9 protein-coding genes are annotated in these 13,292 nt (G+C 75.4%); 8 read left to right on the top strand and 1 reads right to left on the bottom strand.

All coding sequences use genetic code 11. The annotated features are described in order from the left end of the window. Positions 1–201: 201 nt before the first annotated feature. The 3 genes from WMF43_RS33555 (at position 202) to WMF43_RS33545 (ending at position 3,924) form a co-directional block, all read left to right on the top strand. A complete protein-coding gene (locus WMF43_RS33555) occupies positions 202–1,143 on the top strand; it encodes a homocysteine S-methyltransferase family protein (protein WP_437670999.1) in 942 nt (313 codons plus the stop codon). Positions 1,144–1,215: 72 nt separating this feature from the next. Then, positions 1,216–2,547, top strand: a complete 1,332-nt coding sequence (locus WMF43_RS33550; protein ID WP_437670998.1) for a glutamate--cysteine ligase — start codon at positions 1,216–1,218, stop codon at positions 2,545–2,547. 63 nt (positions 2,548–2,610) lie between these two features. Further along, positions 2,611–3,924 carry a hemolysin family protein gene (locus WMF43_RS33545; protein ID WP_437670997.1) on the top strand — a complete coding sequence of 438 codons (1,314 nt, stop codon included), beginning with the start codon at positions 2,611–2,613 and terminating at the stop codon, positions 3,922–3,924. A 1,808-nt stretch (positions 3,925–5,732) separates the two neighbouring features. Here WMF43_RS33545 and WMF43_RS33540 read toward each other — a convergent pair. Beyond that, positions 5,733–7,655: a TRM11 family SAM-dependent methyltransferase gene (locus WMF43_RS33540; protein ID WP_437670996.1), complete on the bottom strand. Its 1,923-nt coding sequence runs from the start codon at positions 7,653–7,655 to the stop codon at positions 5,733–5,735. A gap of 187 nt (positions 7,656–7,842) precedes the next feature. On the opposite strand from WMF43_RS33540, the gene WMF43_RS33535 reads away from it, so the two are divergent. The 5 genes from WMF43_RS33535 to WMF43_RS33515 all read left to right on the top strand — a co-directional run bounded on the left by WMF43_RS33535 (position 7,843) and on the right by WMF43_RS33515 (position 13,292). Then, the gene (locus tag WMF43_RS33535) at positions 7,843–8,790 is read left to right on the top strand and encodes an XdhC family protein (protein ID WP_437670995.1); all 948 of its coding nucleotides are present in this window, start codon (positions 7,843–7,845) and stop codon (positions 8,788–8,790) included. Then, positions 8,787–9,440, top strand: coding sequence for a nucleotidyltransferase family protein (locus tag WMF43_RS33530; RefSeq protein WP_437670994.1), 654 nt, complete (start codon positions 8,787–8,789; stop codon positions 9,438–9,440). Before WMF43_RS33535 ends, WMF43_RS33530 begins: the two co-directional genes overlap by 4 nt. A gap of 92 nt (positions 9,441–9,532) precedes the next feature. Then, positions 9,533–11,878, top strand: coding sequence for a xanthine dehydrogenase family protein molybdopterin-binding subunit (locus tag WMF43_RS33525; RefSeq protein ID WP_437670993.1), 2,346 nt, complete (start codon positions 9,533–9,535; stop codon positions 11,876–11,878). Next, positions 11,875–12,360 carry a (2Fe-2S)-binding protein gene (locus tag WMF43_RS33520; protein ID WP_437670992.1) on the top strand — a complete coding sequence of 162 codons (486 nt, stop codon included), beginning with the start codon at positions 11,875–11,877 and terminating at the stop codon, positions 12,358–12,360. The genes WMF43_RS33525 and WMF43_RS33520 overlap by 4 nt, the downstream gene beginning before the upstream one ends. Next, a complete protein-coding gene (locus tag WMF43_RS33515) occupies positions 12,357–13,292 on the top strand; it encodes an FAD binding domain-containing protein (protein WP_437670991.1) in 936 nt (311 codons plus the stop codon). Before WMF43_RS33520 ends, WMF43_RS33515 begins: the two co-directional genes overlap by 4 nt.

Genomic DNA, 13,292 nt, shown 5'->3' with positions numbered 1-13,292 from the left:
GCATGACCGCTGATCCCCTGTTCCGCTCGGGGACCACGCCCGGCACGGCCGAGCGCCTGTCAGGGCGCCCCCGACCTCGCTGCATGGAACGCTGTGCTCCAGCCCGCTGGCCCGCACCATTTCGCGACGCGGAAGGGCCGTCTTGGGCTAGTTTCCCCTTATAGGCCGGTGGTGGAGGAGCCCTGGAAAGCAGCGAAGGACGTGAACGCGCTCGAGGCCTCCACCTCACGGCCTCCGGTCGGTCGTCCGCTCATCATCAGCGGCGATCCGCTCGCATCGCTGCGTTGCCGGGGCGCTGCAGTCTCCTCCAACACCGCCCTCGGTCGGCTCCTCCGTGAATCGCCGCGCGCGGTCGCGGAGCTCCACGAGCAGGAGATCGCGCTGGGGATCGACGTCGTCCGGGCGTGCACGTCCGCGACGACAACGCGCGCCCTGGCGCCCATCGGCATGGCGTTCCGCGCCGCGGCGCTGACCGGAACCGCGGTCGAGCTGGCGACCGAGGCGGCGGGCGCTGCCGCGCGACGCGTGGCCGTCGCTGGTATCCTGGGGCACACTGCGTGCGCTCCCATGGTCGATCGGATCGCCGAGGACTACGCCATCCACGCGGCCAGGCTCGCGGCAGCCGGCTGCGAGATCCTCGTGGCGTGCGGCTTCGAGCCGGCGCAGGCGGCGAGCGTCTCGCCCGCGGTCGCGCGGCTCGCGCGCCGCGCGGCGGTGGTCAACGCCAGCGCGACGCAGCTGGCGACCTGGGCCCTCGTGGAGATCGACGGCGCCGGGCGCACCCCCGACGGAGAGGGCTTCGAGGAGGTCGCCCGGGCAGCGCTCGACAGCGGCGCGGACGCGCTGCTCTTCGAGGTCGCGTCCGCCGAGCTCGGGCTCAGCGTCCTCCGGCGCCTCGAGGGCATCGCCCACGAGGTGCAGGTAGGGCTGCTCCTGAGCGCCGAACCCTCGCAGGGGGACGCGGCCGACGGCCTCGCGCCCGCCGAGGTATGCGACGCCTGGGCCGCGTCGGCGATGCGCCTCATCGAGGCAGGCGCGCGGATGCTCGGCGGCGGGGCGGGGACGACGCTGGCGCACCTCGGTGCGCTCGCGAAGCTGCTCCGGACAACGCAGCGTGCATCCCTGCTCAGGCGTGCGCTATAGCCGAGGACCAACCCAACCGGAAGCGTGACGATGGCCGACGCAAGCCAGGCGAGCGAGTCGAGATCTGAACCGTTGAAGACGTTCGACGATCTGCTGTTTCCTTTTCACGAAGCCATCAAGCCCGAGTCGCTTCACCGGATCGGCGCCGAGGCGGAGAAGTTCGGGGTCGACGCCAAGACGGGCGCCGCCATGCCGTACGAGGGCGAACGGAGCGTGCTCGCGGTGCTCCAGGCGCTCGTCGAGCGCCACGGCTGGACGCCCGAGCACGAGACGCCCGGCGGTCCGTTGATCGCGCTCGCCCGGGCCGGCGCGTCGGTGACCCTCGAGCCGGGCGGGCAGCTCGAGCTGTCCGGGGCGCCCCTCGAGACCATCCATCAGATCTGCATGGAGATGAGCGGGCACCTCGCGGAGCTGCGCGACATCTCGGCGGAGCTCGGCGTGGTCTGGCTCGGCATCGGGTTCCACCCGTTCGCGTCGCAGGCGGATCTCTCCTGGGTGCCGAAGGCGCGTTACGCCGTCATGCGCCGCTACCTGCCGACGCGCGGCGCGCACGGCCTCGACATGATGCGCCGCACCGCCACGGTGCAGGCGAACTACGACTACGCGAGCGAGGAGGGGGCGATGCGCGCGCTCCGCGTGGCGCTCCGGCTCTCGCCGCTCGTGACGGCGATCTTCGCGAACTCGCCGTTCTACGAGGGGGCGCTGTTCGGCGGGCGGAGCTTCCGCGCCAAGGTCTGGCTCGACGTCGACGCCTCGCGGCAGGGGCTGGTTCGCAATGTGCTCGAGCGCGGCCGGCGCTTCTCGGACTACGTCGCCTGGGCGGTCGACGCGCCGATGTTCCTCTTCAAGCGCGACGGCGCCGTGGTCGAGAACACGGGGCAGACGTTCCGCGACTTCCTGGAGAACGGCTTCCAGGGGCATCGGCCCACCCGCGCCGACTGGGAGATGCACCTCAACACCCTCTTCCCGGAGGTCAGGCTGAAGCGGACCATCGAGGTCCGCGGCGCGGACTCGCTGCCGGCGAACCTGGTCTGCGCGCTGCCGGCGCTCTGGACGGGGATCCTGTACGACGCGCGCGCGCTCGACGAGGCGGACGCGCTCTCCGAGAGCTTCCGGTTCGACGAGCTCGAGGCCGTGCGCCCGATGATCGCCGAGCGCGCGCTCCGCGCGACGTTCCGCGGCAAGCCGCTCGCCGCGATCGCCGAGCAGCTCTTGACGATCGCCTCGGGCGGCCTCGAGCGGCGCGCGCGCCTGAACAAGAACGGCAAGGACGAGCGCGTCCACCTCGAGCGGATCGGCGCGCTCGTCGCCAAGGGGCAGTGCCCGGCCGACGCGCTCGTGCATGGGCTCAGCAACGACGACCCGGAGCTGCGCAGCAAGATCCTCGATCGTGCGAGGATCTAGGGACGGCGCGCCGCCGCTACGGCGCGGGGCGTCTTTCGTACCCGGGGGAGCACGTCGACCGGCATGACGTTTGTCTATCTCCTAGGCACCGCGCTGCTGGTGCTCCTGAACGCGTTCTTCGTCGCTTCCGAGTTCGCCATTGTGAAGATGCGGCCGACGCGGCTGGAGCAGCTCGTGCGCGAGGGCGACGCGCGGGCCCGGCTCGCGCTCCAGATGTCGCAGCGGCTCGACGAGTACCTCTCGGCCAACCAGCTGGGCATCACGCTCGCGTCCCTCGGGCTCGGCTGGATCGGCGAGCCGGCCATCGCGCACCTCATCGAGCCGCTGCTCGCGCCGCTCGGCGCCTGGTCGGGGATCGGCGCGCACGCGGTCGCGGTGGGCATCGCGTTCATCGTGATCACGGCGCTCCACACCGTGATCGGCGAGCTCGCGCCGAAGTCGCTCGCCATCCAGCGCACGGAGAAGGTGACGCTCTGGGCGGCGCGGCCGCTGCACGGGTTCTTCGTGCTCATGTGGCCGGTGATCTGGGCCCTCAACTCGATGGCGAACGGGTTCGTCCGGCTCTTCGGGCTCCAGCCGGTCGGCGAGGCGGAGATCGCGCACACCTCGGAGGAGCTCCGGCTGCTCTTGACCAAGAGCCCCGCGGGCCTCGATCCGGCGCTGCGCAGCATGCTCGTGCGCATCTTCGACCTGCGCCGGCGCACCGCCAGGAACGTGATGTCGCTCCGCTCCGACGCGGCGACGCTGCGCGCGAACATGACGATCGACGAGGCGGTGCGGGTCGTGGCCGACGCGGGCTACTCCCGGTACCCGGTGCTCGACGAGCAGGGCAAGAACGTGCTCGGCTACCTGCACCTGCGCGACCTGTTCGACGTCCTGAGCCACCGCCGCCGCGCGACGCGCGTGGCCGAGCTCCTGCGCAAGCCGATCTTCGCGCGCGAGAACACCTCGGTCGAGCGGCTCCGCCTCGAGATGCAGGCGCGCCAGGTGCCGGTGGCGATCATCACCTCGGCGTCCGGCGAGTTCATCGGGCTCGTCACGATGGAGGACCTCATCGAGGAGATCGTCGGCGAGATCCGGGACGAGAACGACGAGGAGGTGCCGCCCATCCACCGCCGCGGCGGCGGCATCGTCGACGTCGACGGCCGCGTGCTGCTCGCGGACCTGGAGCGCGACGCGCACATCGTGCTGCGGCCCGAGGTGAAGACCGTCGAGACGGTCGGCGGCTACATGCTGGGGCGGCTGGAGCACCCGCCCGAGGCGGGCGAGCGCGTCGAGTGCGAGGGCTACACGCTCGTGGCGATGGACGTCGCCGGCCGGAGGGTACGCCGCGTCCGCATCGTGCCGACCGACGCCGCCGGGGGCGAGCGGTCGTGAGGGCAGCGGCGGCGCGGCCCTCCGCGCGCTGCGAGCGGCCGCCGAGCGACGCCGCCGCTCCGGGGTCCCGCCCCCGAACGTTCGCGGCGGGGGACGTCCCCGGGAATTGGCCGTCCGGGGTGCGCGCTGCACGCGGATCCAGGTACAAACTTCGGCGGACCGGTACTACGCTGGCTTCGTAAGTGGAAACGCTTGCAACTCGGATCTTGCGCGATGGCCCGCTGAACGAGCTCGACGCCGTCGGCTGGGCCATTCGCCTCGCGAAGAGGATCGAGGCGCTGCATGCCCTCGGCGTCGCGCACGGCGCCATCTCGCCCGAGTGTGTGCTCACGGCTGCGGTCGATCGCACCTCGAAGGCCATCCTGGCGGACCTGCGCCAGACGCCGAGCCGCATCGCCTACCAGTCGCCCGAGCGCATCGCCGGCGGGACGCTCTCGCCGGGCGACGACGTGTGGGCCATCGCGGCGACGCTCTACGAGGTGCTGACCGGGACGAGCGCGTTCGGCGGTGGGAGCGACGCCGAGACGCGGCAGCGGATCGCGAGCACCTCGCCGTCGCCGCTCGCGGTCTTCGACGTCGGCGACGACGACCTCCAGCGCATCCTCGACGACGCCTTCCTGCGCGATCGATCCGCCCGCACGACGAACGCCGCCGCCTTCCGGCGCGCCCTCGAGGAGTGGCACCCCGATCCCGCGGTGCGCACCCTGCTCCCGCTCGACGACGAGGACTCGACGAACGACGAGGACGACGACGAGGTGCGCACACTGATGCGCGTCTCGCCGCTGAGCTCGGCCCAACTCACGGAGATCATCGCGCAGCGCGCGCTGCTGGAGCAGTCCGCCGGCCAGCCCCCGCCGCCTGCTCCGGCCGAGCGCCAGCCGCCTCCGGCGGCGTATGCCGGCGGGGCGACGCGGCCTGGCGCCGTCCCGGCCGCCGCCCCGGCGCCCAGAGCAGCGGCCGCCGCCCCGGCGCCCAGAGCAGCGGCCGCCGCCCCGGCGCCCAGAGCAGCGGCCGCCGCCCCGGCCGCCGCCGCTCCGGTGTCGCGAGGGCGCGCTCCGGCGCCGCGAGGGTGGGCTCCGGGCGTGGGCGCGGTCCCGCTGGCCCAGTCGGTCAGCCTCGATCGCGACGCCGAGGACGACGGCCTGACGCTCATGCGGGAGGCGCCGGCCCTGGACCTCCACGGAGGCAACACCCCGGTGACCCCGCCGCGCGCCGGAGGGACGGCGTCCATCGCGCACCGGCTGGCCCAGGTCGGGCGCGCCGGCTTCCCGGGCACGAGCGCGGGCTTTGCTGGGGCAGGTCCCGCGGAGCCGCCCGCGGCGCCGTTCCCCGGGCGTGAGCGCCCGCCCGCCGGGCGTGAGCCGCTGACGGGAGAGCACCCCCAGGTCGGCGCGGCGCGTGGCCCCGTCGATCCGGACGAGGCTTTCCTGGACGAGCCCACGCTCGATGCGCCCACGTTGATCGACGACGTCGATGACGACGACGAGGACGACGTCCCGACGCGGTCGCGCGAGGCGCCGTCGGCCACACCCGCCCCCCAGCAACCCCTGGCGGCGCTGCACGGAGCTCCTCCGCCGCTCGCCGACGCGGCGGAGCCGAGCCGCGCCGCTGCGGCGCCGCTCGAGCGGGGCGCCGGCTCGCCGGCGGTGTCCACGCCCGGGGGCCTCGACGCGGCCTTTGGCGGACCGATCGGCCCGATCGGCGCTGCCGCCAGCGCCCCCAGCCCGCCGCAGCAGGCGTCGCCACCTCCGAGGAGCGCCCTCGCCGCGCAGGCGAGCGCGGCGCCAGCCCGGGAGCCGGCGCCAGGATCAACCGCGCCGGCGTCGCCGCCCTTCGGGCGGTCCGACGGCGGCGGATTTGTCAGCGATGTGCCGCCGCCCGACCGCTCGGGGCGGCTTGGGATCATCATCGCGGTGATCGTGGCGCTCCTCCTGGCGGGCGGGGCGATGCTGTTCGCCGCGCGGCTCGGCCTGCTGGGCGCCGCGCCCGCGGCGCCCGGCAAGGGCGCGCCCGCCGCCGTCTCCGCGCCGGAGGTCGCCGCGGTCGCCGCTCGCGTGCTGCCGGGGCGCCTGCTTGTGGAAGCTCTGGATCTGGGCGTCGAACCCGCCCATGTCCACGCGCTGCAGCACCTCGGGCCGGAGGCCTGAGCGGCGCGCGATCGCCTCCGTCCGCTCGGGGAACGGCGAGATCCAGACCAGCCTGCCGCCCGGCGCCAGCGCGCGGGCGGCGCCCTCGACGAAGCGGTCGAGCATGGCGTCGAGGTCTCCCGTGCGCTCGACGCGCCTCCCGAGGGGCGGGTTCGTCAGGATCAACGTCGGGGCGTCGCCCGGGGGCGGCGGGCCGCTCGCGTCGCGCTGGAGGAGCTCCGCGCCGCGCGCGCCCGCGGCCTCGAGGTTCTCGCGCGCCACCTGGAGGGCCCGGGGGTCGCGGTCCGAGCCCACGAGCCGCCGGTACGGCCCGAGCAAGGCGCGCTCGCAGAGCTCGAGGCCCGAGCCGACGAACGGATCCCAGACCACGTCGTCGGCGCGCGCCCCCGCGATGCGCGCGAGCGCCGCCGCGATCGTCGGGTGCGAGGCCGCGGGCACGTCGCCCCGGCGGTACGTGAACCGCGGGTCGGGCAGGCGCGGCGCGAGCTCGACCCGGATCCGGTCGTCGCCCTCGTAGACGACCACATCCCACGTGCTCTGGGTCGGATCGTTCACGAGCTCCGGCGCCTCCGCCTCGACCGCCGTGGCGACGCGGAACACCGCCGCCCGGCGCTTGCCGCCGCGGGCCCAGTCGATGCGGTAGCGGATCGCGCCCACCGTGAAGCGGCGCAGGGCGTCGCGCGCCTCCCGCGAGAGCAGCCGCTCGGCGACCGCCGCGGCGACGTCGCCCTCCGCCGCGAGCTTCCTGAGCGGCAGCGGCAGCGCGAAGGACAGCATCGTGCGCGCCCCGAACAGGACGTCCAGGCGGCCGCTGAGCGTCACCTCCACGCGCGTCCCGCCGCACGGATCGCTCCGGATCTCCGGGGCGAGCGCGCCGCCGGGCGCGCCGAGATCCAGCGCGGCGAGCTCCTCGGCGAGGATCTCCTCGAGCCCCCGCCGGCAGCGCACCGCCACGCGGACGGGGCGCTCCGGCGCGCGGTCGCCGGCGATCGCCGAGGGCTCGCCGCGCGAGAGGGTCCTCCTGGCGAGGAGCTCGGCGCGCGACCGCGCCCCGGCGACGTCCTCGTCGCCGCCGAGCTCGGCCAGCACGCCGAGCGCGGCGTCGCCGCCGACCTTGCCCAGCGCGTCGATCAGCGCGCGGCGGACGTCGGGCGAGCGCTCGCCGCGCGCCGCCTCGGCGAGCGCCGCCTCGACGATCGAGCGCCCCGCCTCGGCCGCGGCCGGCTTGCCGAGCGCCACCGCCGCCATGCGGCGCGTGCGGCGGTCGTCGTCGCGGAGCCGCGCGAGCAGGTAGTCGCGCGCCCGCGCGGCGGCCTCGGGCTCGATCGGCGAGGCCGCCATCAGCTTGCCGACCAGCCGGGTGAGCGGCGCCCGCAGCGCCGGCGCCGCGCCATCGGCGCGCTCGATCGTGGCCGGCAGCGCGGCCGCGCCGGCGCGGCGCAGCGCTCGCTCCGCGAGCTCTGCAGGCTCGCCGGCCGCCGCGAGCAGATCGAGCAGGGCGGCGAAGTGACGGCGGCCCGGCGTGAAGCCGGGATCGGAGAGGGCGCGCTGGAGATCGGGATCGGGCGTCGCGGGGGGGCTCATGGAATCGTGGATCAATGCGGTTTCGTTCAGCTTTCCGGCAGTTCCAGCCGGCCGGATCCCGGGGCGCCGGCGCGCCCTGCGCCGCGCGCGCCCGACTTTCGCGACAAGCGCGGCGTCCCGGCAAGCTCTTTCGGCGCCGCGCCTCTTGGCGCTCTCGTTTCGGGCTCCGCCTCGCTAGAGTTGCACCATGCCGGATCTGAGCCAGGTCATCCCGCGGACGGCGTCGCCGCACGAGGTGCTGCGCGCGGCGCTCGGGGCGCTCGAGGCGGGGCGGCGCGTGGTGCTGGCCTCGGTGGTCGCGCGGCACGGCTCGGCGCCGTCGACGCCCGGGCAGAAGCTCTGCCTGCTCGAGGATCTCACCGCGGTGGGCACGATCGGCGGCGGCGCCGTCGAGCGGGCGGCGCTCGGGATGATGGCGCGCGCGCTCGACGAGCCCGCCAGCGCGCCGAAGGTCGAGACGTTCCGCCTGGGCCCGAGCCTCGGCATGTGCTGCGGCGGCTCGGTGGAGGTCCTCATCGAGCCGATGCTGCCCGCGGTGCACGTCCTCGTGATCGGCGCCGGGCACGTGGGCGCGTTCGCCGCGCCCCTCCTCTCCTCGCTCGGCTTCCGGGTCACCCTCTGCGACGCGCGCCCCGCCGCCGCCGACCCCGCCCGCGTGCCGCCGACCGCGCTCGTCGCGGCGGATCCGGCGGCGGCCGGCGCGGCGCAGGGGCCCCTGCCGTCGTCGCTCGTCGGCGAGCAGGTGCGGCTCGTGCTCGCTGAGCACGACGACCCCGAGGTGATTGCGGACATGCCGAGCGAGCTCGGCGAGGCGGCGGCGGTCGTCATGACGCACGATCACGGCCTCGATCAGGCGGCCATCGAGTGGGCGCTCGCGCGCGGCTTCGGCTTCGTGGGCGGGGTGGGGAGCCGGGCGAAGGCGGCGCGCACGCGGGCGCGGCTCGAGGCGAAGGGGGTGCCGGCGGGCGACGTCGCCCGGGTCAGGATGCCGGTCGGCGTGGACATCGGGGCGCGCTCCCCGGGCGAGATCAGCGTGGCCCTCGCGGCGGAGCTGATCGCCTGGCGCGCGGGGCGGCAGCGCGCGCGGTGGCCCTTGGCCGCGCCCGCGCCGGCGGGGGAGGAGCAGGCTGGATGAAGCAGGTGATCACGATCGTGCTCGCCGCGGGCGCGGGCAGGCGGCTCGGCGGGCCGAAGGCCCTCCTGGCATGGCCCGCGGCGACGAAGGGGGGCCCCGAGCGGCCGCTGGCGATCGCGCACGCGGAGGCGCGCCTCGCGGCCGAGAGCGCGCGGGTGCTCGTGGTGGTGCGCAGCGCCATCTTCCACGCGCTGCTCGCCCACGTCCGGCCGGGCGTCGACCTCGTCTCCTGGACCGCCCCGGACGACCTCGGGCCGGCGGGCTCGCTGGCCGTCGCCGCGCCGCGTATCGGCGACGCCGCCGCCGTGGTCGTGACCCCGGTCGACGTGCCGCCGGCGAGCGCCGCCACGGTGGCGCAGCTGCTCGCCCGGCTCGACGCGGGCGGCGCGTCGGCCGGCGCGTCGACCGGCGCGCCGCCGCTCGCGGTGCGGCCGAGGCACAACGGCCGCGGCGGCCATCCGGTGGTGCTGCGCGCCGAGGGGCTGCAGCGCTACCTCGAGCCGGATCCGCCGCCGCTGCGGGATCACCTCAAGGCGCTCGGGGACCGGTGCGTGGACGAGGAGGTCGACGATCCGGGGGTCCTGCTCGACCTGAACGTCCCGCTCGACGTGATCCGGGTGCTCGGGGGCCCGCCGCGCTTCCTGGCCTGAAGGCGGCCCACGGTCGCGGCCGCCTGCGCGGCGCGCGCAGGTCGACGCCGCCCCGGGGACCGGGATATCGTCGACAAAGGAGGAACATAGCCATGGCGACGAGCCCTCCAGCGACAGCGCCGGCCGTGGGGACCAGCGTGCCCCGCGCCGATGGGCCCCCCAAGGTCACGGGCGCGTCGCGCTACGTCGACGATCTGCCGGCGATGCCGGGGGAGATCTTCGGGCGGACCGTGCGCAGCCCGGTGCCGCGCGGGATCCTCCGCGGGGTGCGGTTCGACCCCGGGTTCGACTGGAGCGACGTCACGGTGGTGCTCGCCGAGGACGTGCCGGTCAACGTGGTCGCCCTGATCCTGGACGATCAGCCGATCCTCGGCGCCGGCAAGGTGAACCACGCGTACGAGCCGATCGTCCTGCTCGGCTGCGCGGATCGGCAGAAGCTCGCGCGGGCGGTCCACGCCGTCGCGCTCGACATCGATCCGCTGCCCCCGGTGCTCGACGCGCGCGCCGCGCTCGCGGGCGACGAGATCATCTGGGGCGCCGATAACGTCATCAAGCGGTACCTCATCACGAAGGGGCGCGCGGAGGTGGACCGGGAGCGCGGCGAGGCCGCGATCGACGGGGCGCTCGCGCGGTGCGACGTCGTCGTCGCCGGGACGTACACGACGCACCACCAGGAGCAGCTCTACATCGAGCCGCAGGGGGTCATCGCGTGGTGGGACGAGGCGGGCGCGCACGCGACGGGCTCGATCCAGTGCCCGTTCTACGTGCAGAAGGCGTTCCTGAAGGCGTTCGGGCTCGCGCCCGACCGGGTCCACATCACGCAGTCGGTGACGGGGGGCGGCTTCGGCGGCAAGGAGGAGTACCCGTCGATCATCGCGCTCCACGCGGCGCTCCTCGCGAAGAAGAGCGGCCGGCCGGTGCGGATGATCTACGACCGCACGGAGGACATCGAGGCCACGACGAAGCGCCACCCGGCGACCTGCGAGGTCGTGAGCGGCTGCGATCGGGACGGGACGCTGCGCGCGCTGAAGATCCGGATCCTCATGGATGGCGGCGCCTACGCGACGCTGTCGCAGGTGGTCCTGTCGCGGGGCGCCCTGCACGCGGCGGGCGCCTACCGCTGGGAGGACGTCTGGATCGAGGCGACCGCGGTCGCGACGAACACCCCGCCGAACGGCGCCTTCCGCGGCTTCGGCGCCCCGCAGACGATCTGGGCCGTCGAGCGGCACCTCGACCGCGTCGCGCGCGAGCTCGGCTGCGATCCGCTCGACCTGAAGGCGAAGAACGTGCTGCGCCCCGGCGACTCGACCGCGACGGGGCAGGTGCTGCACGCGAGCGTCGCGGGCGAGGAGTGCATCGCCAAGGCGGTCGCGGCGAGCGGCTACGCGCAGAAGCGCGCGGCGGGGCCGGTCGTGCGGGGGCGCGTGGCGCGCGGGGTCGGGCTCTCCGTGTTCATGCACGGCGCGGGCTTCACCGGGTCGGGCGAGCGCTATTTGAAGGGCAAGCTCGCGCTGGATCTCGCGCCCGGCGGGCGGCTCCGCGTCCGCACGGCGTCGACGGACATCGGCCAGGGGACGGAGACGGTGTTCCGGCAGATCGCCGCGGACGCGGCGGGGCTGCCGCTCGATCGGATCGAGTTCGCGGTGCCGTGCACGACGTCGGTGCCCGACTCGGGCCCCACGGTGGCGTCGCGGACGGTGATGGTGGTCGGCTCGATCCTCGAGGCCGCGGCCCGCGAGATCGCGGGCCGCGTGCGCGCGGAGCAGGCGGCGGCGCGGCAGCCGAGCGCCGCGGCGGACGGGCCGTCCGGGGAGGCGGCGCCGCCGGTGGAGCTGTCGTTCGAGGAGGCGGCCGATCGGCTGCTCGCGCGCGAGGGGCAGGTCACGTCGGTGAAGCAGTACGAGCCGCCGGGCTACGTGCGCTGGGACGACGAGGCGTACAAGGGCGACGCGTACCCCTGCTTCGGCTGGGCCTGCGACGTGGCCGAGGTCGAGGTCGACCTCGACACGTTCGAGGTGACGGTCGTCGACTTCTGGTCGGCGACCGACGTGGGCAAGGCGATCCACCCGGTCATGTGCAAGGGGCAGATCGAGGGCGGCACCCTCCAGGCGATCGGCTGGGCGCTCTCCGAGGAGATCGTCTGGCAGGGCGGCAAGATCAAGAACCCGCGGATGACGAACTACATCATCCCGACGTCGCTCGACGCGCCGCCGTTCCACGTGGTCCTGGTGGAGGCGCCGTTCCCGTTCGGTCCGGGCGGCGGGGCCAAGGGCATCGGCGAGATGCCGATGGACGGCGGCGCCCCCGCGATCGCCGCGGCCGTGGAGCACGCGACGGGGATCGCCGCGTGCGCGCTGCCGCTCACGCCGGAGCGGCTGTTCGAGGCGGCGCGCGGGGCTGCCGCGCCGTCGCCAGCGGGGAAGGGGGGGCGCGCGTGAAGATCTCGCTCGTGGTCAACGGCTCGCCGCGCGAGGTGGATCTGCCGCCGCTCTCGCGGCTGCTCGACGCGCTCCGGGGGCCGCTCGGGCTCACGGGGACGAAGGAGGGGTGCGCGGAGGGCGAGTGCGGCGCGTGCACGGTGCTGCTCGACGGCGACCCCGTGAACGCGTGCCTCGTCGCGGTCGGGCAGTGCGAGGGGCGGCGCGTGACGACGGTCGAGGGCCTCGCTGGCGCGGGGCACCTGTCGCCGCTCCAGCGCTGCTTCATCGAGGAGGGCGGGGCGCAGTGCGGGATCTGCACGCCGGGCATGCTCCTCGCCGCGGAGGCGCTGCTCGCGCGCAGCCCGGACCCGTCGGAGCCCGAGGTGCGGGAGGCGCTCGCCGGCAACCTGTGCCGCTGCACGGGCTACCAGCGCATCGTCGAGAGCGTGCGCGCCGCGGCGGCGCTGCGGCGCGGAGGGGCAGGGGGGGCCGGGCCGTGAGCCTCGCGGATCTCCCCCTGCTCGAGATGCGCCGCGTCTCCGGGCTCGGCGCGCTGTGCGAGCTCGTGGCGGAGCAGGCCGCGCGCGGCGCGCCGGTCGCGCTCCTGGCCGGCGGCACCGACTGGGTCGTCGAGCAGGAGCTCCGGCCGCCGCTCGACGTCGTCGCGCAGGGCGCGGCAGGGCCGACCGCGGACGCCGGTCCAGGGTCGCCGCCGCTCGTGATCGACGTGTCCCGGCTCGCGGACCTGCGCGGCATCTCGCTCGCGGGCGACACGCTCCGGGTGGGCGCCGCGACCACGTACCTGGAGATGCGCCGGAGCGACGTGATCCTGGGCCGAGCGCCGCTGCTCGCGCGGATGAGCCGCGACGTCGGCGCGGTGCAGATCCAGGCGCGCGGCACGCTCGGGGGCAACCTGGCCACGGCGTCGCCGGCCGCGGACGGCGTGGCCGCGCTCGCCGCCTACGACGCGACCGTCGTGGTGCAGAGCGTCCGGGGGGAGCGGCGCATCCCGATGAGCGCGCTCCAGACCGGCTACAAGCGCACGACGCGCGCGCCCGACGAGGTGATCGTGGCGGTGGAGATCGCGCTGCCCGAGCCGGGATCACCGTGGTACTGGCGGAAGATCGGGGCGCGCCGGGCCCAGGCGATCTCGAAGGTCGCGCTCGCGGCGGTGGCCGAGGTGCGCGCCGGGCGGCTCTCGCGGCTCGGCCTGGGGATGGCGTCGGTCGCGCCCACGACGGCGCTCCTGCCGCACGTGCGCGCGCTCTGCCTGTCACGCCCGCTCGCCGAGCTGACGGCGGCCGAGGTCGACGCGGCGGTGGCGCAGGACATCTCGCCCATCGACGACGTGCGCTCGACGCGGGCCTACCGGGAGCACTGCGCGCGCGGCGTCGTGCGCGAGCTGCTCCGGCAGCTCGGCGCGCCGGTCTGA

Source organism: Sorangium sp. So ce131, from assembly GCF_051519095.1.
Lineage (GTDB): Bacteria > Myxococcota_A > Polyangia > Polyangiales > Polyangiaceae > Sorangium.
Note: the sequence above shows the minus strand (reverse complement) of the source record. Positions and strands in the feature narration are given on the sequence as shown.

What these genes read in the sequence shown, in the direction of transcription:
- WMF43_RS33545 (WP_437670997.1), top strand. Translation starts at nt 2,611, where the DNA reads ATGACGTTTGTCTATCTCCTAGGCACCGCGCTGCTGGTGCTCCTGAAC.
- WMF43_RS33540 (WP_437670996.1), bottom strand. Translation starts at nt 7,655, where the DNA reads ATGAGCCCCCCCGCGACGCCCGATCCCGATCTCCAGCGCGCCCTCTCC.
- WMF43_RS33535 (WP_437670995.1), top strand. Translation starts at nt 7,843, where the DNA reads ATGCCGGATCTGAGCCAGGTCATCCCGCGGACGGCGTCGCCGCACGAG.
- WMF43_RS33530 (WP_437670994.1), top strand. Translation starts at nt 8,787, where the DNA reads ATGAAGCAGGTGATCACGATCGTGCTCGCCGCGGGCGCGGGCAGGCGG.
- WMF43_RS33525 (WP_437670993.1), top strand. Translation starts at nt 9,533, where the DNA reads ATGGCGACGAGCCCTCCAGCGACAGCGCCGGCCGTGGGGACCAGCGTG.